A 19,900-nucleotide genomic window follows, 5' to 3' on the forward strand; every position below is an offset into this window, starting at 1 on the left:
CCTTTAGTTTGAGTTTGACCAATCTTCAAGTTTCGTACCTTTTAAGGCATGGTCAATATGTCGGTTCATGCGAAGCGCAGCAAAGGCATCGCTGTGAATTTTAAGTTGCTGAACAGCATGTTCAATCGCTGCAAGCTCATCGGTTTTAAGACGGGCTTTTAACGCTTCAGCGGCAAGAATCAAGTCGCGCGCCTGTTGCTGAGAAAGTAGATCTGTATCTGCTTTCAAGGCTTGCTCTAAGGCTTCTAGCTCACGTTGTGCTTCAACTTTGGTTTCTTGCAAGTGGCGAAGCTGTTTATCTTCCTCCGCATGCTGGAAACCTTCTACCAGTAAACGTTCGGTATCTGAAGCGGATAAGCCATACGACGGTTTGATATCGATTTTCGCTTGCACACCAGAGGTGGTTTCTTTCGCAGAGACAGTCAGTAAGCCATCGGCATCGACCTGGAATGTCACTTCAATACGTGCTTGACCCGCAGTCATTGGTGGAATGCCATGTAAGACAAAACGACCTAAAGAACGGCAATGCTCAACCAGATCGCGTTCACCTTGAACCACATGGATCAACATCGCTGTTTGGCCATCTTGATAAGTGGTAAATTCTTGACGGCGTGCAACCGGAATGGCGGTATTACGTGAAACCAGACGCTCAACCAAGCCCCCCATGGTCTCTAAACCAAGAGAGAGTGGGGTCACATCAAGCAATAATGAACCATCTTGGCTATTGCCGATGAGCTGGTTGGCGGTAATTGATGCGCCAATTGCAACCACTTCATCCGGGTTAATGGTACATAGCGGTTCACGTTCAAACAGCTCACGTACAGCTTTTTGTACGGCATAAGAACGTGTTGAACCGCCCACAAGAACCACATGCTCAATATCATCGAGTTCAAGTTTGGCATCACGTAATACGCGTTTGCAGACACTCATGGTTTTGTCGAGTGCGACTTGAATAATCGATTCAAAAGTAGTGCGGTCGAGTGTTAAGCGATCATCCAGTAATTTTAATTCGGCAGATTCATGATCTGTTAAATGTTCTTTGGCTTGACGTGCAGCAATAACGAATACCGCATATTCTTCATCGCTTAATGTTTCGATATTGAGCTGTTTTTTAGCCCATTTTACGATTAAACGATCAAGGTCATCTCCACCCAGTGCAGTATGTCCACCTGTAGCAAGGACTTCAAATACACCTTGGGAGAAACGCAGGATTGAAACGTCAAACGTACCACCGCCAAGGTCGTAAATCACATAGTTACGGTCTGTACTGAGATTGGTCTCTTGATCAAGACCATATGCCACCGCAGCGGCTGTTGGCTCATTCAATAAGCGTAAAACATTGAGTCCGGCAAGCTGGGCTGCATCACGTGTTGCCTGACGTTGTGCTTCATCGAAATAAGCAGGAACGGTAATCACTGCACCATTGACAGGATTATTCAGGCTGGCTTCAGCGCGATCTTTTAATTGTTTTAAGATCTCGGCAGAAATTTCGACCGGGGTTTTACGTCCGGCAGCCGTTTCAAATGCTGGCATTTCATTTTCTGCGCCAACAAGGGTATAGGGATGCTGGAATTTAATATCAGCCTGTGAACGACCCATAAAGCGTTTCACTGAAACAACTGTATTTTTGGGGTCGGTCATCATAAACGGTTTGGCTTCATAACCAAACGTTGTCAAATCTTTCGCGTAATGAACAATAGAGGGAAGTAGAACCCGATCTTTGTCATCATGTAGAACTTTCGGTTTTCCCGATAGCACTGTCGCCACTAAAGAGTGGGTTGTCCCTAAGTCGATCCCGATCGCAATACGATGTTCGTGTGGTGCGGTAGATTGACCTGGTTCAGCAATTTGCAAAAGCGCCATGCGTACGGTATCCCTTGAAAATAATCGGTAACAGCGGATTAAAAATCATCGTCTAGATCGAAGCTATCTTCTTCGTCCAGCATACGATCTTCAGCTTTATCAATATCATTCATGACACGTTGGAAAAAGCGTAGCTTACGAACAGTATCACGTGCCTCAGCCCAGTCTTCATCCGCATAATCGATTTTGAATTCGCGGACTAAACTATCAATCCATTGCTGAATTTCAACTTTTAAAGTACGGAGCTGCTCGGTTGAGGTCGCTTCATCCAGTTGCTCGCGCATTTCGAGTGCAGATTGCAAAAACTCAAAATCGTTGATGGATTGATCAAGATGATGATCTTGTTTTTTCAGGGCGAGCAGATAGGCCGCACGACTATCAACCAGTGACAATACTTTATAAGCCTGATTAATTTCGCTTGACTTGATCAGCGCCTGATCTTTGTCGCTGGCTTTATCCGGGTGATATTGCTGTTGCAAACTTAAAAACTGTTTTTTTAAAGCTGCTAAATCTATATCGAGTGCTTCTGGTAATTGGAACAACTCAAAATGATTCATGGGAGATGAATTCCGCTATTGATAAATACGTTAAAACAGTGCGGAACACACTGTTTTGACGAAAAGAAAGAGAGTAGTGGTTGGGGTTAAACAGTGAATGACTCACCGCAACCACATTCACCTTTTTGGTTTGGGTTGTTAAACTCAAAGCCTTCATTAAGACCATTCTTAACATAGTCCATCTCTAAACCATTGAGATAAACCAGGCTTTTCGGGTCTACAAAGACTTTAACGCCGAGTTGTTCAAATACTTGGTCGTGTGTGTCGATGTCATCGACAAACTCAAGTACATAAGCCAATCCAGAACAACCCGAAGTTTTCACACCAATACGAATGCCTTCACCCTTACCTCGGTTTTGCAGGTAATTGCTGATGTGAGTCGCAGCATTTTCAGTTAAATGGATCATGAAAACTCCAATGTTATTTCGGTCATCAATTAAGCTTTCGCTTTCTTACCGCGATAGTCTTCAATCGCAGCTTTGATTGCATCTTCAGCCAAGACAGAGCAGTGTACTTTTACTGGTGGAAGTGCAAGCTCAGTTGCGATATCAATGTTTTTGATCGCTTGAGCTTCATCAAGGGTTTTACCTTTTAACCATTCGGTTACCAGTGAACTTGATGCGATTGCAGAACCACAGCCATAAGTCTTGAAGCGAGCTTCTTCAATTACGCCATTGTCATCGACTTGAATTTGTAAACGCATTACGTCGCCACACGCAGGTGCACCGACCATACCTGTACCTACATTTTCAGCATTCTTGTCTAAAACACCAACATTACGAGGGTTTTCGTAATGATCAATTACCTTTTCGCTATAAGCCATGTCGCTTCTCCAAACCTCGGGGTCAGCCTAATATTAATATGAGGGTTAAAACATACTTTTCAATGAGATGCTCTATTGAGCACCTGATGAATTAGTGTTCAGCCCATTCAACTGTTGAAAGGTCGATACCTTCTTTGTACATATCCCAAAGCGGAGAAAGTTCACGTAATTTCTCAACAGCAGCTTTGGTAATGGTTAACACGTAGTCAATATCTGCTTCAGTGGTGTATTTACCGAAACTGAAACGGATTGAGCTATGTGCCAACTCGTCAGATAAACCTAAAGCACGTAATACATATGACGGCTCTAAAGTTGCAGAGGTACATGCAGAACCACTTGAAACAGCTGCATCTTTCAATGCCATCATCAGTGACTCACCTTCAACGAAGTTGAAGCTGACATTTAGATAGTTAGCAACGTTTTGTGTTGGGTGACCATTCAAGAACACTTGTTCAAGGTCTTGTAAGCCATTCCAAAGCTTGTCGCGTAACTTGCGAATACGCTCTTGTTCTGCTTGCATGGTTTTGCCTGCAATTTCAAAAGCTTCGCCCATACCAACAATCTGATGTGTCGCTAAAGTACCAGAACGCATGCCACGTTCATGGCCACCACCGTGCATTTGCGCTTTTAAGCGAACACGTGGGCTACGGCGAACGTAAAGGGCACCGATACCTTTCGGGCCATAGACTTTATGACCAGAGAAGCTCATCAAATCAATTTTCATGGTTGAAAGATCAATTTCAACTTTACCAGCGGCTTGAGCTGCATCAACGTGGAAGAATGTTTTGTTCGCACGTGTTAATTCACCAATTGCAGCCACATCAGTCACGGTACCGATTTCGTTGTTTACCATCATCAGTGAAACAAGAATCGTATCTGGACGTAAAGCCGCCTGAACCATTTCTGGGGTAATTAAACCGGTACGCGGTTCTGGCTCTAAATAGGTAATTTCAAAACCTTGTTCTTCAAGCTCACGGCAAGGATCCAACACTGCTTTATGTTCGATTTTACTTGTAATGATGTGTTTGCCTTTTGAACCGTAGAACTGAGCAATCCCTTTTAATGCCAGGTTGTCAGATTCGGTTGCGCCAGAAGTCCAAACGATTTCGCGTGGATCTGCTTTAATAAGATTGGCAACTTGCTCGCGCGCATATTCAGCTTTTTCTTCGGCTTGCCAACCATAGGCATGTGAACGTGACGCAGGGTTACCAAAAGTACCCTCGAACGTTAAACATTCCATCATGCGTTCTGCAACTTCTGGCAGTACGGGCGTGGTTGCTGCGTAATCAAGATAAATTGGACGTTTCATGTCAAATACCTGTAACCGATAGAAGGGCTGAATCTAAACTTGGTGAATTCTGGCGTAATGCAACGGTTTGAACGTTGTCACGCGCAATCAAATCAGCAAGGGTGATTTTTGCAAGATAATCGGCAATATGGTGGGAGAGTTCTTGCCATAAGTCATGAGTCAAACACATTGCACCATTCTGGCAGTTACCCTTATGGTCACAACGCGTTGCATCAACAGTTTCATTTACAGCTTCGATGATTTCTAGCACAGTAATTTCACTTGCATGGCGCGCCAGGTGATAACCACCATTTGCACCGCGTACACTTGAAACTAACCCGTGACGTTTGAGTTTCGCGAATAACTGTTCTAAATAAGCGACTGAGATGGATTGGCGTGCTGCTATTTCCGCAAGCGTGATCGTTTGTTCAGTTGGCTGCAAAGCTAAATCAAGTAGAGCAGTCACTGCGTAACGACCGCGAGTTGTAAGACGCATGATTCGGTACACATGGTTAGACTAGATGTTTAAATTTTATGAATTCCGACTAAAATAGTCAAGTTTTAAATTGCCATTCTGAGCGTGAAAAGTGAAATATATTGGAATTATTGTATCCACGTATTATAAACAAAAAAGGCGATGAAAATAAAGCTTAAAACAGCAAAGCTAATATTGATCAGGCGTTGACGTTTTTGCAGACGATGAATGCGGTTTTGGTACTGCTTGACTTCAACCAGCAAGGTGTTGATTTCCGAACGCTGCTGATCGATTTTATCCAGTAGCGGAGCGATGCGTTGTTGTGAAGCAACGACTTCAGCCTCATCACTAAACCATTGTTTCCAGTTTGCCAGAATACTGGAAAGGGTAAGATGCGGGAGGACATCCAGAAATTCTTCAGCATGCGTGGCATCACCGAGAATACGCATATTGGCAATGCTACGCTGATTGTTAAACACGAAAATCTTGATCAGGTCGATCAATGTGCTATTAATCTCCAGATCAATATTGCGATCTAGTGCCTTCATATCAAACAACAGACCTTTTTCGGTAAACTGGATATAAAAGTCGAAGAACGGAATGTAGCTATTAATCCGGATTGTGATTTTTTGATCGATTAACTTTTTGGCGTGCAGACGCAATCCTGCATCATGGGTCAGGATAAAAGAGAAAAAAGTCTCTAAAACAATGATGACAATATTGAGCAACAAATGCGGATGTTTATGTCTTTGTTGCGTATCATTCATAGGTCTGGTTTTCCTGGTTAATCAATCAATAAAAACAGAATGTCCGTAAACCTGAGTATCCTTACTCAATTGTTAAAAAATAATTTACAGGACTTTCTTGCTTTGTAGAACAGTTTTTTAAAACGATCAAGTCCTAACTTTGATATTATAAAAACATTTTTATGGTTAAATACGACATACTGTTTGTAAAGTGCTTAGGAGTAAGGGTCAATGGATAACTCAAATATAGAAAATCCTAATGAAGAAGCTGAGGTAAAAACTAAGCCAAAATCAAAGAGTTCTAAAAAATCTGCGTTAGATTTCAAAAAATATACACAACAGATTTGGCTTGCTGGTCTCGGTGCTTTTTCGCGTGCGGAAGAAGAAGGCAACAAGTTGTTTGACTCACTGGTCAAGGTAGGGGAAGAATTAGAATCAAAAACCGTCGATTTCGCCGATAATACGGTTGGCAAAGTCACCGAAAAGGCCAAAGAGTCGGTAACGGATACCAAAGACAAGGTTGAAAAGATTTTAGATACCAGTGTGAATCATTCACTTAACCGGATTGGACTGGTGACACCCAAGGATTTGCAGCATATCGAACAGTTGCTTGTACAGCTGCATATCAAGGTCGATGCCTTAATCGAAGAAAATAATCAATTGAAGGCCAAATTGAATAAAAAGTAAAAAAAATGCAGGTAACTCGTCTGTTTATGTCGTATTTCAGTATTTATTTTAATTAAAAGGCCTTTCTAGTATTGCGTTATCCCCCAAAGCATTGCTATAAAGGCGTCATGGCCTTTTAAACTATAGCCTTGGATCTTAACAAACGATATTAAGAGGATATTTTTTATCATGAATAAATCAGAATTAATTGATGCGATTGCTGAAAAAGGGGGCGTGTCAAAATCGGATGCTGGTAAGGCACTCGATGCGACAATTGCATCAATCACTGAAGCACTTAAAAAGGGTGATACGGTTACTTTAGTTGGGTTCGGTACTTTCAGCGTTAAAGAACGTGCTGCTCGTACTGGTCGTAATCCTAAAACGGGTGAAGAGTTACAAATCAAAGCAAGTAAAGTACCTAGCTTCAAAGCTGGTAAGGGTTTAAAAGATTCAGTTGCGTAATCTTTTTAAATCAATAAACGCACCATTTTGGGTGCGTTTTTTATTTATTGAATGAAAAAGTTAATTTGATCCTTATTCTGCATTCATTCACTTTTGTTTTTCAGTTAAAATTGCCCCGAAATAAAATATTGGAATTCTTATGGAATCGTTTCGTACTCTCATTAAGGGTTGGCTTGGCAAAGTCCTGTTAGTTTTGTTTTTGACTCCTTTAGCACTTGTCGGTATAGAAGGGTATTTTAGTGGTAGCAATAAAGCAGACGTTGCAAAATCAGTAAACGGTCAAGATATTTCTAATAAAGAATTAGAAAGTGCAACCAAAAACTATAAAGACCAGTATTTATCACTGGTGAAAGGTGATGAATCACTTTTGAATTTGCCTGTGATTCAAGAGAAAGCACTGGACGCCTTGGTGGCCCGTTCATTGTTACAACAGCAAGCTGAAAAGCTGGGAATGACACTCAGTGATGTGCAACTTGAGCAAATGTTGGCACAACAACCGAGTTTTCAGGAAAATGGCAAATTTTCTCAAACCTTATATGAAAACTACTTACGTTCTGTAGGGATGACCAATCAGGCCTTGATCAGCAGCTTACGCCAGGATCATGCGCTGAAAATGATTTCAACCTCGTTGATGGATTATGCTTTGGTCAGTAAATCCGATGTACAGCAATTAGCGAATTTACAGACTGAACAGCGTACTTTGCATTTGGCGAGTATTAAGCTGGATGACTATAAAAAAGGCGTAACGGCTTCAAATCAGGAGATCGCTGATTACTACAACAAGCATAAGAGTGAATTTAAGCAAGTCGCCAGTGTTGATGTCGATTATGTGGTATTAACCCCGGAATTGTTGCCTAAGGCAAATCTTGCGGTGACTGAAGCTGATTTACAACAAGCCTATAACGCTTTTATCGATGAGAAGAAAAAAGCAGTTAAACCTCAGGTTAAACATATTCTGATTACCACGGATGCGCGTGACGATGCGGCAGCGCAGAAGCTTGCCAATGACGTTTATGCAAAAATTCAGTCGGGTATGAGCTTTGCAGATGCGGCTGCACAGTTCTCGGATGATCCAACGTCCAAGACGCAGGGTGGTTTGGTTGAGGCTTATGCACCAGGGGCATTCTCGGCTGATTTTGATAATGCAGTGAATGCATTAAAAAGCGGTGAAATTTCAAAACCTGTTAAAACTCAATATGGTTATCACATCATTGAAGCTGAAACGCCAATGCTGAAATTGCCATCATTTGAAGCTGAAAAAGCACGTTTAACGGCTGAAGTCGAGAAAACTAAACTGGCGAATCAGTTCAGTGATAGCGTGAATAGCTTAAATGAAATGGTGGTCGGTAATGATTCTCTAGAGGCTGTGGCTGAGGAAGTGAAGGGCGCGCGTATTGAATCTGCAAATGGCGTGACTTTAGCCACTCAGAACCCTTATTTGAGTGATCTAGGCGTTAAAGCAAAATTATTCAATGATGATGTGAAGAATGGTGACCGTAACGCGTCTTCAAATATTCAACTGGCCAATGGCGATACCATCTGGATCAAAGTCCGTAACTATCATGCTGCCGGTGTTAAACCTTTAGAGCAGGCGACTGCTGAAGTCAAAGCAAAAGTGATCGAAGCGAAAGCCTATAAAGCAGCTCAAGCAAAAATTGCCAGCATCCTGAATGATTTTAAAACCCAGCCAGCGGCACAAGTGGTTGCCAAGTCTCAGGTGAACTTTGAAAATGCGGGTACTTTTGCGCGTTCTCAAGGTTTGAAACGTCCGATCGAGCGTGCTGCCTTCAGTATTCCGGCGCCAGCGAAAGAAGGTTTATGGTCTGCTACGACTGCGAAATTACCAAATGAATTGGTGATCGTGGCAGTTTCAAATGTCAACAGTAGTGTTGCCAGTACTTTGCCAGCAGAGCAGGTACAAGAGTTGAATAAACTGTACCAGCAGTTCCGTGGACAACAAATCCTGGAAGATTACACTGAATATTTAAAATCAAAAGCCAAGATTAAATAATGATTTGATCTAGGTCATAAAAAAGCCAGTGGTTATCCACTGGCTTTTTTGTTAAAGCAAAAAGCTTATTTTTTCTGGATAAATTTTGCTTCCTCTGATTGAGGATATTGGCTGAGCAGCTTGCTTTTATATTGATTGGCTAAAGCTGTGTTTTTATCAACTTCTTTGGCGATACTATAGAGTTGATACACTGCACGAGATGCTTTAGCTGAGTTTGGATAGCGTGTCGCAACAATATTATAGTTTTGTTTTGCCGCTTTATAATCCACAGGCTCAACAGCCAGATAAAATTCAGCTAGCCAAAAATAGGCATTCCCCACATAAATGCCGTTGGGATGGTTTTTAATAAAGTTTTGCATCGGCTGAATCGCCTTTTTTGCGCCACCTTGTTTATAGGCATCCAGGGCTACGGTATACGCCGCTTTTTCTAATTCAATCTGGCTGCTGGCACTCTCTGTTGTTGCTGTATTGGTCTGTGGTTGTGCAGCCGGAGCTTGCGTGGTGGCCGGTGTCGTCTGTTGCGATACCGGTGCTGCAGGTACGATCGCAGGAGCACTGGTGTCTGCACTGGTTGAGGCAGTTGCAGCCGATGGATCTTGTGCCTCAGGATTGTCCTCAGGCGGATCAATTTTTTGTGACAGCAGTTCCAGACGCTGATCCAGATCGGTATAACGGTTAGTTAACTCTTTTTTTAATTGCTCGATGGCATTGTCATGTTCTTCAAGCTGACCACGTAACTTGCGGATCTCTTCTTCAAGCTTTTGGTTCTTCTGCATGATTTCCCAGTTCAGACTCGGCGTACCGGCAACCACATTACTGGCTTGTTGCTGGCTTAAAGCACGCGATTCAATAGGGACGTTGGCATATAAATGTGCACTACTGAGCAGGGCAATAAAAAGTACGGAATGCTTTTTTAGCATAAAAATTCATCCATAAGTTGAAATATAAAGCTGTGGCCGAACAAGTCTTCACTGTTTACTTGCAACACACCAGATATAGATTTTTGATTTAGCCATTAAAACAGCAACTCATTTAAATGCAATAAGCATTTACAATCTTCAAGCACTTTTGAAGAAAATTAATCGGTTGTTGTTGAATGTTTGCACATCTTTAGAGTAAATCGATCAAAAATACAGAGGGTTTGATGATGAATTAGGCAGTTGAGCTAAAAACTCACTGAAAAACAGAGACAAGTCTTGCAACTCAGGCAAAAATCTCTATACTTTGTCAGGCAATGGTAGCCCTGCTGGTAGCTTCGCAATTGTACTCTACGAACCCCGCCAGGACCGGAAGGTAGCAACGGTAGTAGAACTATGATGTGCCGAAGTCATGCTGGTAGGGCTGCCACCAGTTATTCTTCTTCGCTCGTTCGAGCAATCGCTTTCATAATCACACCCATATCAAAGCCACGGTATTGTAAAAACCTGATTTGTCTTGCCTTTATTTTCGGGTCAGTCGCGACTTCTTCGCCAAATTTCTTTAGTTTCAGTTGATAGGCCTGATCGAGCCAATCCACTTCTTGCAATTCTTCTGTAATCAGTTCTGCGTCCAGCTGTTTAGCTTTCAGTGCCTGCTTAATGCGTTGTAGGCCTTTTCCTTTTCTTAACTGACTTGCCAAAGTCAGCTCGGCCACACGCTGGTCACTTTGATAATTATTCTGCGCCAGTTCCTCTACCAGTTTCTCGACTTCTTCGGAATTGATCGCATATTGATTGAGCTTGGCAATCAGTTCTGCCTGTGAATAGTCGCGACGTGTGAGTAGGGCAAAGGCATACGAGCGTAGTCGCGTTCCGGTCAGGGTTTTGGGTTTTTCTGTTTTTTCACTATTAAACAAAATCGATTTCCTCATGAAACAAAAACGCCCCGAAGGGCGTTTTAGCTTAACTTTCTAAAAAGTCTGGTTCTTCTTCATCTTCAGTTTGTGCAGCTTCAACATTGGTTTTAGTCAGAAGTTGCTCACGAATCTGTTTTTCAATCTCTTGCGCCATGGCTGGATTCTCTTCAAAATGACGAATCACATTGTTTTTACCTTGGCCAATTTTGTTGCCTTGGTAGGAATACCATGCACCTGCTTTTTGTACGATATCTTGCTGAACTGCAAGATCAACCACTTCACCTAACTGATTGGTACCTTTGCCATACATAATCTGGAACACGGCTTCTTTAAAAGGAGGCGCCATTTTATTTTTGACAACTTTAACGCGAGTTTCGTTACCAGTAATCTCATCACCTTCTTTCACTGCACCAATACGACGGATATCTAGACGTACAGACGCATAGAATTTAAGTGCGTTACCACCAGTGGTGGTTTCCGGGCTACCAAACATTACACCAATCTTCATACGGATCTGGTTAATGAAGATCACCATACAGTTAGAACGCTTTGCATTACCTGTGATTTTACGTAATGCCTGACTCATCAAGCGTGCTTGTAGACCCATGTGTGAATCACCCATTTCGCCTTCAATTTCGGCTTTAGGGGTTAACGCAGCGACAGAGTCGACAACGATCAAGTCAATAGCCCCTGAACGTACCAGCATATCTGCGATTTCTAGCGCTTGTTCACCGTGATCGGGTTGAGAGACCAGCAGGTTATCAATATCGACACCAAGCTTACGTGCGTATTCTGGATCTAATGCATGTTCCGCATCGATAAATGCACATGTACCGCCATTTTTCTGACATTGCGCAATGGCTTGCAACGTCATGGTCGTTTTACCTGATGATTCAGGACCGTAGATCTCGATGATACGGCCTTTAGGCAATCCGCCAATCCCTAATGCGATATCCAGTGTTAAAGAACCTGTAGAAACAGCTTCAACTGCCTGTACAGTGTTATCACCTAGGCGCATTACTGTATTTTTACCAAATTGTTTTTCAATCTGGCTTAACGCAGCTTGTAACGCCTTGCTTTTATTATCATCCATCTCAAAACCTCAAAACTTTATTTCTTAACGACTAACCCAAGTGGATGTATTGAATCTCAACTTGTTGGGACTTGAGTATAGTGGCAGATTCTCGTTGTTTATTCTACATCTGATCTCTGTCTATGCGACACAAGATGACGCACCCAAAATTAGAAAATTTTATTCATCATGATAAGACCATGACTGTACATTTTCCTGCTTAAAACGATTGATATCACGACGATCTTTTTTGCTTGGTCGATGATCTGGTCGGGCTAGATTATGCATTTTTCGTTGTGATGCATGCAACTCCCGACGGGCAATACTTTCAGCTGTTTCTTCATAAAGCAGTTGTGCGGCCGGCGCGCCACCACGTACCGCTGAAAGAGCTTTGACTACCACGGTCTTTTTCTCAAAACCCTGCTGGATGGTCAATTCCATACCAATACGCACGTCTCTGGAGACTTTAACGCGATCATTATTGTGGTGGACTTTACCACCTTCTATCGCAGCTTTGGCAATTGAACGTGTTTTAAAAAAACGTGCAGCCCAAAGCCATTTATCAATACGCATGGCGTCCATGCTTTCTGGTTCATGCTGTCTTGGCATCTGTTACCTGTAGGTTGGGTTCAAGATAATCAAAAAGTTCAGTTAAATGATCAAGTGCCGGATAGGGTAATTCGGTTGCCACTCTGGCAGTTTTACTGCTTGAGGGCTGTAAAATACTAAACAGCTGAGTAATACCGAAATCTTCTGCGCTTTTGAGCACGGCAACGGTATCATCAATAAAGACGGCCTGAGCCGGATCAAAGGGATGCAATTGCTGTAGTTTTTGCCAAAAAGCGGTTTCTTCTTTGGCGTGCCCAAGTTCTTCACTACTGATCATTACTTCAAAATAGGGGCGAAGTTCCACATTTTCAAGCTTCAATTGCAGGCCTGCACGATCGGCATTGGTCAGTAACCAGCAACGATAACCTTCGGCTTTGAGTTGTTGTAACAATTGATGGCAGCCAGCACGTGGGCCAATTTTCTGGCGATGCTGGTATTGAAGTTGCAGGACATCGACTCCGACTTTAGCCGTCCAGAACGCCGAAGAGTACCAAGATAGTGTATGCTTATGTTGTTGGTAAAACTGAAATAGGGTTTGCTGACTTTGTTCCAGGCTGCATTGATGCACTTGAGCATGTTGCTCAGGCAAACAGTGATTCCAGATAAAGTCGTCAAATGCTAAATCGAGTAAAGTGCCATCCATGTCGAACATGGCAATCGGCTGCTGCTGTAAATCTGAATATGACATAAGGTTGGTCTATGTTTATTAAAACGCTTGCCCCACAAGATCAGTTAATTTCACAACTTGTTCCGATCATGGCGCAGGCTAGTCAATTATTGCTGGAAGAATACCAAAGTTATTGTGCCGGGTGCGAGTTTAATATTCAGGAAAAGAGTGATGATTCTCCGGTAACGCAGGCGGATCTGAAAGTGAATCATTTTTTAATGAAGCATTTAGCGACCATCACCCCGCAACTGCCGGTATTGTCGGAAGAGAGTGATTATTCGGCGCGGTCTGCTTGGCAACGCTGCTGGATGCTGGACCCTTTAGATGGCACCAAGGAATTTATCCATGAGCGTGATGAATTCACCATTAATCTGAGTCTGATTGAGGATGACCGGACTACATTTGCAATCATTGCAGTACCATGTGAGCAGGTGATGTATATCGGCTATACCTCACAATTGCCTTATAAATATAGTTTTAGTCGACAAGCATGGTTTCAGTACCAGATTGAAGAACATGATTGTTCCGCACCCCTGCAAATTGGTCTGAGTCATAACAGCAAAAATCCGAAGTATAAAAACTTTATGCAACCGATCTTGCAACATCGTGCTATTGAGCGCCGCGAAGCGGGCAGCGCCTATAAGTTTTGTATGATGCTGGAAGGTGAAATTGATATTTATCCTCGCTTTCATCCCACCTCGGAATGGGATACCAGTTCAGGGCAGGCTTTACTGGAAAGCATTGGTGGTGGCCTGATGACGCTGGATCAAAAGCCTTTTTTATATAATCAGCGTGAAACGGTTTTAAATGGCGGTTTTATCGCGTTTCGAGATCAGCATTGCAAAAAAATTGCTTATGAGGCTCTGGCACTTTCAGGCATTTTGGATTGAGAGTCATTCCACTCATGCTATAGTGGGTTAAATCCGAATTTGTGTATGAATATGGCCCTGCATTTATTGCCGAAAAGTATGTTCGAAGCAATTGATTTATTACCTGGTGCTTCAACCCCTGTCACCTTGTTTACCCGACACTCCTTGCGTGAGTTGGTGGATGGGCAGGGCTTGGCGGGTTATGATCTGCAATTGACAGAACCCGGGCGTGATCTGGCTTATGCTTGGGGAGAGTATTTAAGTCAACATAGCGATCGGGCCATTCAGCATTGTATTTCAAGTCCAATTCAACGTTGTGTCGATACCGCGGCCTTAATGATCGAAGGTGCGGACCAGACCCGTAAAGCAGTGAATACTCATCGTATTGAAATTGTGGAACAGCGTTTACTGGTTGAGCCAGGAAGTTTCGTACTAGACATCAAGCAGGCTGCGCCCTATTTCCGTAAGCAGGGCGCTTTAGGCTTTATTAACAGTTTTGTGAATAATGCACTGCCTGGGATGAAACATCCGATCACTGGCGTATTTGATGTCTTGGAACTGCTGTACCATACTCATCCCACTCAGCAAAATAGCCTAAGTCTAGCAGTAAGTCATGACACGATTCTTGCGGCTATCATTGCCGTCATTTCCGGAAAAAACCAGATTGAGCAAACAGATTGGCCTGCGATGATGGAAGGTTTGTTTGTATGGTTTGAAGGCGATGATTTTGCCGAAAGCCAGTTAAAATGGATTTGGCGCGGCGAGAAAAATGTTTTGAATATAAAGCAGTTTTTAAATAGATAGAGGTACAGAAAATTTGGAGCTGTAATGTATAAAATGAGGCAGGCGGGATTGCTCTAAATATGCCAACAATATCAGTGTTTACTAAAGCCCAAATATTTTTATTTGGGCTTTGTTCTGAAGGCGATTGAAGAAAGGAAATTAGCGGCATTTACCGGTTTTTTGTCCTTCAATACTGCTTAAATTGGCTTGTAGTTTAGTGGATGCAGAGCACTGCAGATCCCCAGAAATAACCGATTTTTCCAAGTGAATCATGGTTGCGGCCTGCGCTGCCCGTACATCACCACTCACGCTTGAATTGATTAAGCGAACGGCTTTGGCTTGATGGGCTTGTATGCTGCCCTGAACGGATGAGCTGTTTAGAATCAGGCTGGCATCTTTCTGAATATTTACATCGCCTTCAATGGAGGCATTATTTACCGTACAGGTGGCGCCAGCTGGAATAGTAAGATCACTGAGTGTATTGTTATCGATGGTGCTATTACATGTTGCTGCAAAGGAAAAGCTGCTGCATAAAGCAAAGGCAGTGGGAATAATAACTTTCCAGATTTTATTCATGATGCTCTCCAGCATGTGATATTTAATTATTTATATACACTTCAATTTAAATTAATTTTATTTTCATAAAATAGAGCGTTTAAGTTGTAGAAATGTAGTTGGGCATTGGTCTGGTTGTGATCTTGTACCCGTGTTTATTATTCTAAAATTACAATAAATTAAGCATGCTATTTCAATATTAAAAATTAACTTCACATTCGATCATTTAAATTGTTAGTATGATAAATACATGATTTATATTAATTTTAATTAATTAACAGAATTTATCATTAACGATAATCTGACAAGTTTTTCTTGGGGAAATGTGATGCAATTACAACTTAAGCATTTAACGGCCTGTTTGCTGTCCATGATGCTGGTGGCTTGCGGTGGTGGTTCAGATGACAGCGGTACAACACATCATACTGAGCCACCGAAGAATGATCATACCACGGCTGGAAGTGGCAGTCTGGTTCCCGACGATGGAAGCAGTGAGTTGCCAGGCGATGGGACACCTGAGATACCGGATCAAGGTGGTGGTACGACAACAGAAACGCCATCGATACCTCCTGTTCTGGAAAAGTATCCTGAACCTGACAAAGATGTGATCGATGAAGCGGTTTTGGGCTTTTATGATTACGATAAACTCGGACTGCCAAGAATATTACGCAATGATTTAAATGGCGGATTTGCTGCAATGTTGCAATTTGCACAAAGCCATGTGGTCAATCCTAACCAGAATGAAAAAGACTCGATGCCACGCTTAACCGCGGAAAAAGATGCGTTGTTGCTGGTGACACCATTGGCGGAAATGGGTGATCTGCAGGCATTAAATGTCGAAATTTATCGGGATAATCAACTGCTACGAACGGTTAAATTGAAAGAACCCTCAAGAATTGCAGCTTCGGATCAATCCAATACCGATGGGCGCCCGCCTGTCAGTTATTCGACGCGGGCATGGACAGTCGCATTGAAATGGCATGAAATCCGAGCGGGTCTGCATCTTCGGGTGATTGATCCATTGAATAATCGTAGTGGTGATTTAACGGCAGACAAGATTGATCTGGCCGCACCAGGAGAGTTGGTGCTACAGAATATCCGTTTAGGCTTATTAACTGATCTGCCGAAATCTACGGGTCATTATATGCTGCTTGAGCCTGCCAAAGCGGGCACTGATTACTTCCAGACCATTCCGGCGGCGCGTATGATCGTTGCAAAATATGATGATTTAAAACTCGATAGGGTCATGGTTGCAAGTGGTGTCATTTATGACACAGTCAGTGCCACAACAGGGGATGTATATAGCGGTGATATGCGTGAAGATACTGCTAAATCGACCTTCGGTGTGGGCATTAATTTGGCGAATGCTGGAGTGACGAGTGCATCTATGCGTGATCAAGTACAGCCATTGGTCTTTGACGAGGTGGCAAAAATTGATAGACCACTTGCTCAGAGTGTGGTGGCGCATTATGCACGCGGGAAATATAGCAATGGTGAGGCCACCCATGGCTTAAGTGGTGGTAATGGTATGTTGACCTTGATCGACTCTGTGGGGAATGAGTTTAGTCATGAAATCGGCCATCATTATGGGCTTGGGCATTATCCTGGTGCCGTGGGTGAGAATATGTTCTGGGCTGCACATCATGCGGATAGTGGTTGGGGGTATATCGCCTTTAGAAACAAAATGCGTGGCAATCTTAACTGGACCAATACCAGTCTAGGCGATGGTGCCAATGGCGTACCGAACTTCCTGAATAAATATGCCTATGGTTGGGATGCGATGTCGGGCGGTGCAACGGCCAGTAGTATTTCCAAATATACCCATTACACCGGTTATAGCACCTACCTAAAAATTCAGCCAGCTTTTGATCGTTATGTATGGGATGCGAGTTCGCCGACCGGTTATAAAAAGTGGAATGCCAGCACCCGTATGATGGAGGTTGCGCAACCTAAAACGCCAAATTCAAGTAATGTCTGGTATAACCGTGCCGATGGTAACTATCTAAAACCAAGAATGTTTGGTGTACCTGTGTATACGATTTTAGGGGGTTACGATCCAGAGACACAAGTTGGTTTGATTTATCCGGCAGCAAAAGGAAATTGGGGGAATGTATTTGATCTACCGCAAGTAAATCCAGCTGCTGTAACCGCAAATTGCTGGCTCAATGTACAGTTTGCAAGTGCAACACAAAATATTGCTTTGGCGCCGCAGCGCATGAATGGTAATGCCAATAAGTTCCATATTAATCTTGCTCAAACTGAGGCACCACAGCAGGTCAAGCTTTATTGTAAAAAGGCCAATCAGGCAGCAGTTTTATTGTCGAGTATGTCGATTCCTGCCAATACGCCTGCGTTAACACCGGCAGTTGATATTGGTAAGGAGGCAGAATATTCAGCTCTAAGAACAATTGAGTTACCGCAGCTGGAACAGGCTTTGCTCGATAATAAGAATAAGCGGGTTGTGAACCTCTCACCTGAAGCTAGATTGCTGTTTGATTCATATCGAAGCTTTAAGGATCAGTTATCCGCTGATGCACAAACCGAAATGATGCGTTATACCCAGCAGCAAATTAAGCTTTATCGTGTAAATCGCTGGATCAATGTCTATCGCTCGGATTTAAGCAATTTGAATCCTGATGCGGTAAATGCCTTTCAGTCCTTTGTCGAAAAACTAGCGCTTAAAGGGGATTTGAACTTTGCATCGAGTACAAGTTTGATGAACCGAACCAACTGTCTAAAAGCTGAGACGTCTGCGAATGGCCAGTTCAATGCCTTTATTAGCGGCCCGACGGGTTGTATCGGTGATGATTCGGAAAAATGGGTTTATGATGCCTTGGGCAAAATCCATAACAAGCAATATATTGATCAATGCCTAACCACTACGGCTGGAAATGTGATTAATCTGATGCCATGTGGTACTGCAAATAGTCAGGTGTGGGAGACGGATACTGTTGCGCAGGCAATAAAGCAGTCAAATCAGTGTTTTGATCTGGAAGGTGGGTATCTAAGCAATAATCGTGCACGCTTAATCCGTTATCGCTGTACCAATGGGGCCAATCAGAAATGGAGTATTCCGGTGATGAATCATAGTTTGCTTCTTGCAGGACTATCTGCCAGGAATTTACCAATCGCCGCTAAGGCTTTATCAGTAACACCTTAATTACTATAGTATCTAAGTTGATTTTATAAATAAAAAATATGAAGCTCTTTGCGGCTTCATATTTTTTCATCAATAAAATGTCCTAAAAAGTTAAAAATAATAAAAACGGTACTTTTAAAATCAATCTTTTTTCGTCATGATAGGAAAATAAAAAGAGAAAACCGACACATAATTGGATAAAAAGATGTTATCAAACACAATTTATTTATGGGAGCCTGAGATTTTTACAGGCAAAGTGCCCGCAGAAGATGATTCTCAACAGGTTGCTTTTGAGCTGCATCAGCAATATTGCAACACTTCCAGCCAGGGTAAAACATTACAGGCTTGGTTGGAGTTATTTTCAGATAAAATTTGCGATCCTCAATATCAAGCCTATTTTTCCGAGCCTACTCAACAATGGGTACAAGGGCTCAAGAGCAAGTTTGCTCAAGGATTATGTGCCAGTGTGCAAGTTGAAGTGCTGGCCAATGAGGCTCAAAATGATGCAATGTATCGGGTTTTTTATGAAACGGTTCAAGAGACCGGGGTCGGGTTTTATGAGCCGAATTATAATGTGTGGGCGATTGGTGAATTGCAGTCTCCTGAAAATGCCGTCTCAAATATGCTGCAACCGTATTTATTGGAGCCATTAGAGTTAAAACGAATTCAGCCTGTACAAGAGGCGAAATCGCTGTTGCAAACAGGTGATTTTGAGATGCCACATAATATGGCTGCTGCAGAGCAACTGATTGGTCAATGGTTTGAGCAGCAGGACGATACCCGGCATCTCAAGCTTGATGTGTTTAATGTAGCGCATGATTTTATTTCAAACTGGGGGAATATTGGTCGACCGGAGCTGGCGCTGGATACGGGTTACCGGTGTTTTTTATTGACCCAGAAACAGCTGGGTGTGTTTTATCAATTGAAGATGGTGCTGAGAAAACTGACCATTAGTCCGATGCTGTCTTTTGCAATGGATTTTACCGATCGTTTTATTCCTCAGCACTTGCAGGAGCAGTTATCTGAACGGTTGATTTTTAGGCTGCGTTCGATGGATGTGCATCGGCGTGCTAATGGGGAATATAATCCAGAACCTTGTTTTGCATTAACGGGACGTTGGGAAAGCAAGGCCAATATTCAGGATTTCTTTAAACAGCTGGATGCTTATATTGCTTTTATCTTTACAAATCTGGGGCACGGCAAACTGGGAGCGCTGCAAGCGTGGGCCTATGGCGATATGCCGGCAGACTTTATGGTGGATCTGGATTTTCGTTTTGAATTGATGATGATTGCACTGAGTCAGGATCATGATTATCTAAATGAGCGCTATCAGTTTTATAAACGGTCTTTTACTCAGCACAATGCGCGTGCGCGTGATCTGGGATTGCTCGAGGAAAGTTATAAATTTTGTCAGAAACTGATGCTGCTTGTGAAAGAGGCGGGAACAGGTTTACAGCCATATTTGAAAAACTGAAGACAAT

20 protein-coding genes and 1 other RNA gene are annotated in these 19,900 nt (G+C 42.7%); 8 read left to right on the top strand and 13 right to left on the bottom strand.

The genetic code is table 11. The annotated features are described in order from the left end of the window. Positions 1–3 precede the first annotated feature (3 nt). The 7 genes from hscA to MSG93_RS02530 form a co-directional block, all read right to left on the bottom strand. Positions 4–1,863, bottom strand: a complete 1,860-nt coding sequence (gene hscA, locus MSG93_RS02500) for a Fe-S protein assembly chaperone HscA (RefSeq protein ID WP_005284958.1) — start codon at positions 1,861–1,863, stop codon at positions 4–6. A 38-nt stretch (positions 1,864–1,901) separates the two neighbouring features. Next, positions 1,902–2,420 carry a Fe-S protein assembly co-chaperone HscB gene (gene hscB, locus MSG93_RS02505; RefSeq protein ID WP_005284962.1) on the bottom strand — a complete coding sequence of 173 codons (519 nt, stop codon included), beginning with the start codon at positions 2,418–2,420 and terminating at the stop codon, positions 1,902–1,904. A gap of 86 nt (positions 2,421–2,506) precedes the next feature. After that, positions 2,507–2,827: an iron-sulfur cluster assembly protein IscA gene (gene iscA, locus MSG93_RS02510; protein ID WP_004661460.1), complete on the bottom strand. Its 321-nt coding sequence runs from the start codon at positions 2,825–2,827 to the stop codon at positions 2,507–2,509. Between the two features lie 29 nt (positions 2,828–2,856). After that, positions 2,857–3,243 carry a Fe-S cluster assembly scaffold IscU gene (gene iscU, locus MSG93_RS02515; RefSeq protein ID WP_004639432.1) on the bottom strand — a complete coding sequence of 129 codons (387 nt, stop codon included), beginning with the start codon at positions 3,241–3,243 and terminating at the stop codon, positions 2,857–2,859. Between the two features lie 91 nt (positions 3,244–3,334). After that, positions 3,335–4,552, bottom strand: a complete 1,218-nt coding sequence (locus MSG93_RS02520; protein WP_004771672.1) for an IscS subfamily cysteine desulfurase — start codon at positions 4,550–4,552, stop codon at positions 3,335–3,337. A 1-nt stretch (position 4,553) separates the two neighbouring features. After that, positions 4,554–5,027: an Rrf2 family transcriptional regulator gene (locus tag MSG93_RS02525; RefSeq protein WP_005284970.1), complete on the bottom strand. Its 474-nt coding sequence runs from the start codon at positions 5,025–5,027 to the stop codon at positions 4,554–4,556. Between the two features lie 107 nt (positions 5,028–5,134). Then, positions 5,135–5,773, bottom strand: coding sequence for a hypothetical protein (locus MSG93_RS02530; protein WP_324620380.1), 639 nt, complete (start codon positions 5,771–5,773; stop codon positions 5,135–5,137). A 210-nt stretch (positions 5,774–5,983) separates the two neighbouring features. Between MSG93_RS02530 and MSG93_RS02535 the strand changes: the two genes are divergently transcribed. The 3 genes from MSG93_RS02535 (at position 5,984) to MSG93_RS02545 (ending at position 8,891) form a co-directional block, all read left to right on the top strand. Further along, positions 5,984–6,439: a phasin family protein gene (locus MSG93_RS02535; RefSeq protein WP_004771675.1), complete on the top strand. Its 456-nt coding sequence runs from the start codon at positions 5,984–5,986 to the stop codon at positions 6,437–6,439. A 168-nt stretch (positions 6,440–6,607) separates the two neighbouring features. Then, the gene (locus MSG93_RS02540; RefSeq protein WP_004639426.1) at positions 6,608–6,880 is read left to right on the top strand and encodes an HU family DNA-binding protein; all 273 of its coding nucleotides are present in this window, start codon (positions 6,608–6,610) and stop codon (positions 6,878–6,880) included. A gap of 139 nt (positions 6,881–7,019) precedes the next feature. Beyond that, positions 7,020–8,891: a SurA N-terminal domain-containing protein gene (locus tag MSG93_RS02545; RefSeq protein WP_324620388.1), complete on the top strand. Its 1,872-nt coding sequence runs from the start codon at positions 7,020–7,022 to the stop codon at positions 8,889–8,891. A gap of 65 nt (positions 8,892–8,956) precedes the next feature. Here MSG93_RS02545 and MSG93_RS02550 read toward each other — a convergent pair whose 3' ends face one another. Next, positions 8,957–9,811, bottom strand: coding sequence for a YbgF trimerization domain-containing protein (locus tag MSG93_RS02550; RefSeq protein WP_324620390.1), 855 nt, complete (start codon positions 9,809–9,811; stop codon positions 8,957–8,959). Positions 9,812–10,135: 324 nt separating this feature from the next. On the opposite strand from MSG93_RS02550, the gene ffs reads away from it, so the two are divergent. Further along, positions 10,136–10,232: signal recognition particle sRNA small type (gene ffs, locus MSG93_RS02555), an RNA gene on the top strand. 10 nt (positions 10,233–10,242) lie between these two features. On the opposite strand, the gene MSG93_RS02560 is transcribed toward ffs, so the two are convergent. The 4 genes from MSG93_RS02560 to MSG93_RS02575 form a co-directional block, all read right to left on the bottom strand. Beyond that, positions 10,243–10,725: a regulatory protein RecX gene (locus tag MSG93_RS02560; RefSeq protein WP_324620392.1), complete on the bottom strand. Its 483-nt coding sequence runs from the start codon at positions 10,723–10,725 to the stop codon at positions 10,243–10,245. Between the two features lie 46 nt (positions 10,726–10,771). Further along, positions 10,772–11,818, bottom strand: a complete 1,047-nt coding sequence (gene recA / locus MSG93_RS02565; RefSeq protein WP_005229770.1) for a recombinase RecA — start codon at positions 11,816–11,818, stop codon at positions 10,772–10,774. A gap of 159 nt (positions 11,819–11,977) precedes the next feature. Further along, on the bottom strand, positions 11,978–12,406 hold the full coding sequence (locus tag MSG93_RS02570) for an RNA-binding S4 domain-containing protein (RefSeq protein WP_005229771.1): 429 nt from the start codon (positions 12,404–12,406) through the stop codon (positions 11,978–11,980). Beyond that, entirely contained in the window at positions 12,390–13,094 is a 705-nt protein-coding gene (locus MSG93_RS02575; protein WP_324620395.1) for an HAD-IA family hydrolase, read from the bottom strand. Before MSG93_RS02575 ends, MSG93_RS02570 begins: the two co-directional genes overlap by 17 nt. An 11-nt stretch (positions 13,095–13,105) precedes the next feature. Between MSG93_RS02575 and MSG93_RS02580 the strand changes: the two genes are divergently transcribed. Both MSG93_RS02580 and MSG93_RS02585 read left to right on the top strand, forming a co-directional pair. Then, the gene (locus MSG93_RS02580) at positions 13,106–13,963 is read left to right on the top strand and encodes a 3'(2'),5'-bisphosphate nucleotidase CysQ family protein (RefSeq protein WP_199950326.1); all 858 of its coding nucleotides are present in this window, start codon (positions 13,106–13,108) and stop codon (positions 13,961–13,963) included. A gap of 51 nt (positions 13,964–14,014) precedes the next feature. Continuing rightward, entirely contained in the window at positions 14,015–14,746 is a 732-nt protein-coding gene (locus MSG93_RS02585) for a histidine phosphatase family protein (protein ID WP_324620648.1), read from the top strand. 138 nt (positions 14,747–14,884) lie between these two features. On the opposite strand, the gene MSG93_RS02590 is transcribed toward MSG93_RS02585, so the two are convergent. Next, positions 14,885–15,301 (bottom strand): hypothetical protein, encoded by a 417-nt coding sequence (locus MSG93_RS02590; RefSeq protein ID WP_324620398.1) that lies wholly within the window; start codon positions 15,299–15,301, stop codon positions 14,885–14,887. A 307-nt stretch (positions 15,302–15,608) separates the two neighbouring features. Here MSG93_RS02590 and MSG93_RS02595 point away from each other — a divergent pair, with 307 nt between their 5' ends. Both MSG93_RS02595 and MSG93_RS02600 read left to right on the top strand, forming a co-directional pair. Then, positions 15,609–18,440, top strand: coding sequence for a M66 family metalloprotease (locus MSG93_RS02595; RefSeq protein WP_324620400.1), 2,832 nt, complete (start codon positions 15,609–15,611; stop codon positions 18,438–18,440). A 184-nt stretch (positions 18,441–18,624) separates the two neighbouring features. Beyond that, positions 18,625–19,893 (top strand): hypothetical protein, encoded by a 1,269-nt coding sequence (locus tag MSG93_RS02600; protein WP_324620402.1) that lies wholly within the window; start codon positions 18,625–18,627, stop codon positions 19,891–19,893. Positions 19,894–19,900: the final 7 nt, after the last annotated feature.

The sequence above is a fragment of the Acinetobacter sp. IK40 genome (genome assembly GCF_035615075.1).
In the GTDB taxonomy this organism is placed as follows: domain Bacteria; phylum Pseudomonadota; class Gammaproteobacteria; order Pseudomonadales; family Moraxellaceae; genus Acinetobacter; species Acinetobacter courvalinii.

Coding starts and splice junctions, on each gene's coding strand:
- MSG93_RS02525 (WP_005284970.1), bottom strand. CDS start 5,027: ATGCGTCTTACAACTCGCGGTCGTTACGCAGTGACTGCTCTACTTGAT.
- MSG93_RS02575 (WP_324620395.1), bottom strand. CDS start 13,094: ATGTCATATTCAGATTTACAGCAGCAGCCGATTGCCATGTTCGACATG.
- MSG93_RS02590 (WP_324620398.1), bottom strand. CDS start 15,301: ATGAATAAAATCTGGAAAGTTATTATTCCCACTGCCTTTGCTTTATGC.
- MSG93_RS02580 (WP_199950326.1), top strand. CDS start 13,106: ATGTTTATTAAAACGCTTGCCCCACAAGATCAGTTAATTTCACAACTT.
- iscA (WP_004661460.1), bottom strand. CDS start 2,827: ATGATCCATTTAACTGAAAATGCTGCGACTCACATCAGCAATTACCTG.
- MSG93_RS02585 (WP_324620648.1), top strand. CDS start 14,015: ATGGCCCTGCATTTATTGCCGAAAAGTATGTTCGAAGCAATTGATTTA.
- MSG93_RS02545 (WP_324620388.1), top strand. CDS start 7,020: ATGGAATCGTTTCGTACTCTCATTAAGGGTTGGCTTGGCAAAGTCCTG.
- MSG93_RS02535 (WP_004771675.1), top strand. CDS start 5,984: ATGGATAACTCAAATATAGAAAATCCTAATGAAGAAGCTGAGGTAAAA.
- MSG93_RS02600 (WP_324620402.1), top strand. CDS start 18,625: ATGTTATCAAACACAATTTATTTATGGGAGCCTGAGATTTTTACAGGC.
- MSG93_RS02520 (WP_004771672.1), bottom strand. CDS start 4,552: ATGAAACGTCCAATTTATCTTGATTACGCAGCAACCACGCCCGTACTG.
- MSG93_RS02530 (WP_324620380.1), bottom strand. CDS start 5,773: ATGAATGATACGCAACAAAGACATAAACATCCGCATTTGTTGCTCAAT.
- MSG93_RS02570 (WP_005229771.1), bottom strand. CDS start 12,406: ATGCCAAGACAGCATGAACCAGAAAGCATGGACGCCATGCGTATTGAT.
- iscU (WP_004639432.1), bottom strand. CDS start 3,243: ATGGCTTATAGCGAAAAGGTAATTGATCATTACGAAAACCCTCGTAAT.
- hscA (WP_005284958.1), bottom strand. CDS start 1,863: ATGGCGCTTTTGCAAATTGCTGAACCAGGTCAATCTACCGCACCACAC.
- hscB (WP_005284962.1), bottom strand. CDS start 2,420: ATGAATCATTTTGAGTTGTTCCAATTACCAGAAGCACTCGATATAGAT.
- MSG93_RS02540 (WP_004639426.1), top strand. CDS start 6,608: ATGAATAAATCAGAATTAATTGATGCGATTGCTGAAAAAGGGGGCGTG.
- MSG93_RS02595 (WP_324620400.1), top strand. CDS start 15,609: ATGCAATTACAACTTAAGCATTTAACGGCCTGTTTGCTGTCCATGATG.
- MSG93_RS02550 (WP_324620390.1), bottom strand. CDS start 9,811: ATGCTAAAAAAGCATTCCGTACTTTTTATTGCCCTGCTCAGTAGTGCA.
- recA (WP_005229770.1), bottom strand. CDS start 11,818: ATGGATGATAATAAAAGCAAGGCGTTACAAGCTGCGTTAAGCCAGATT.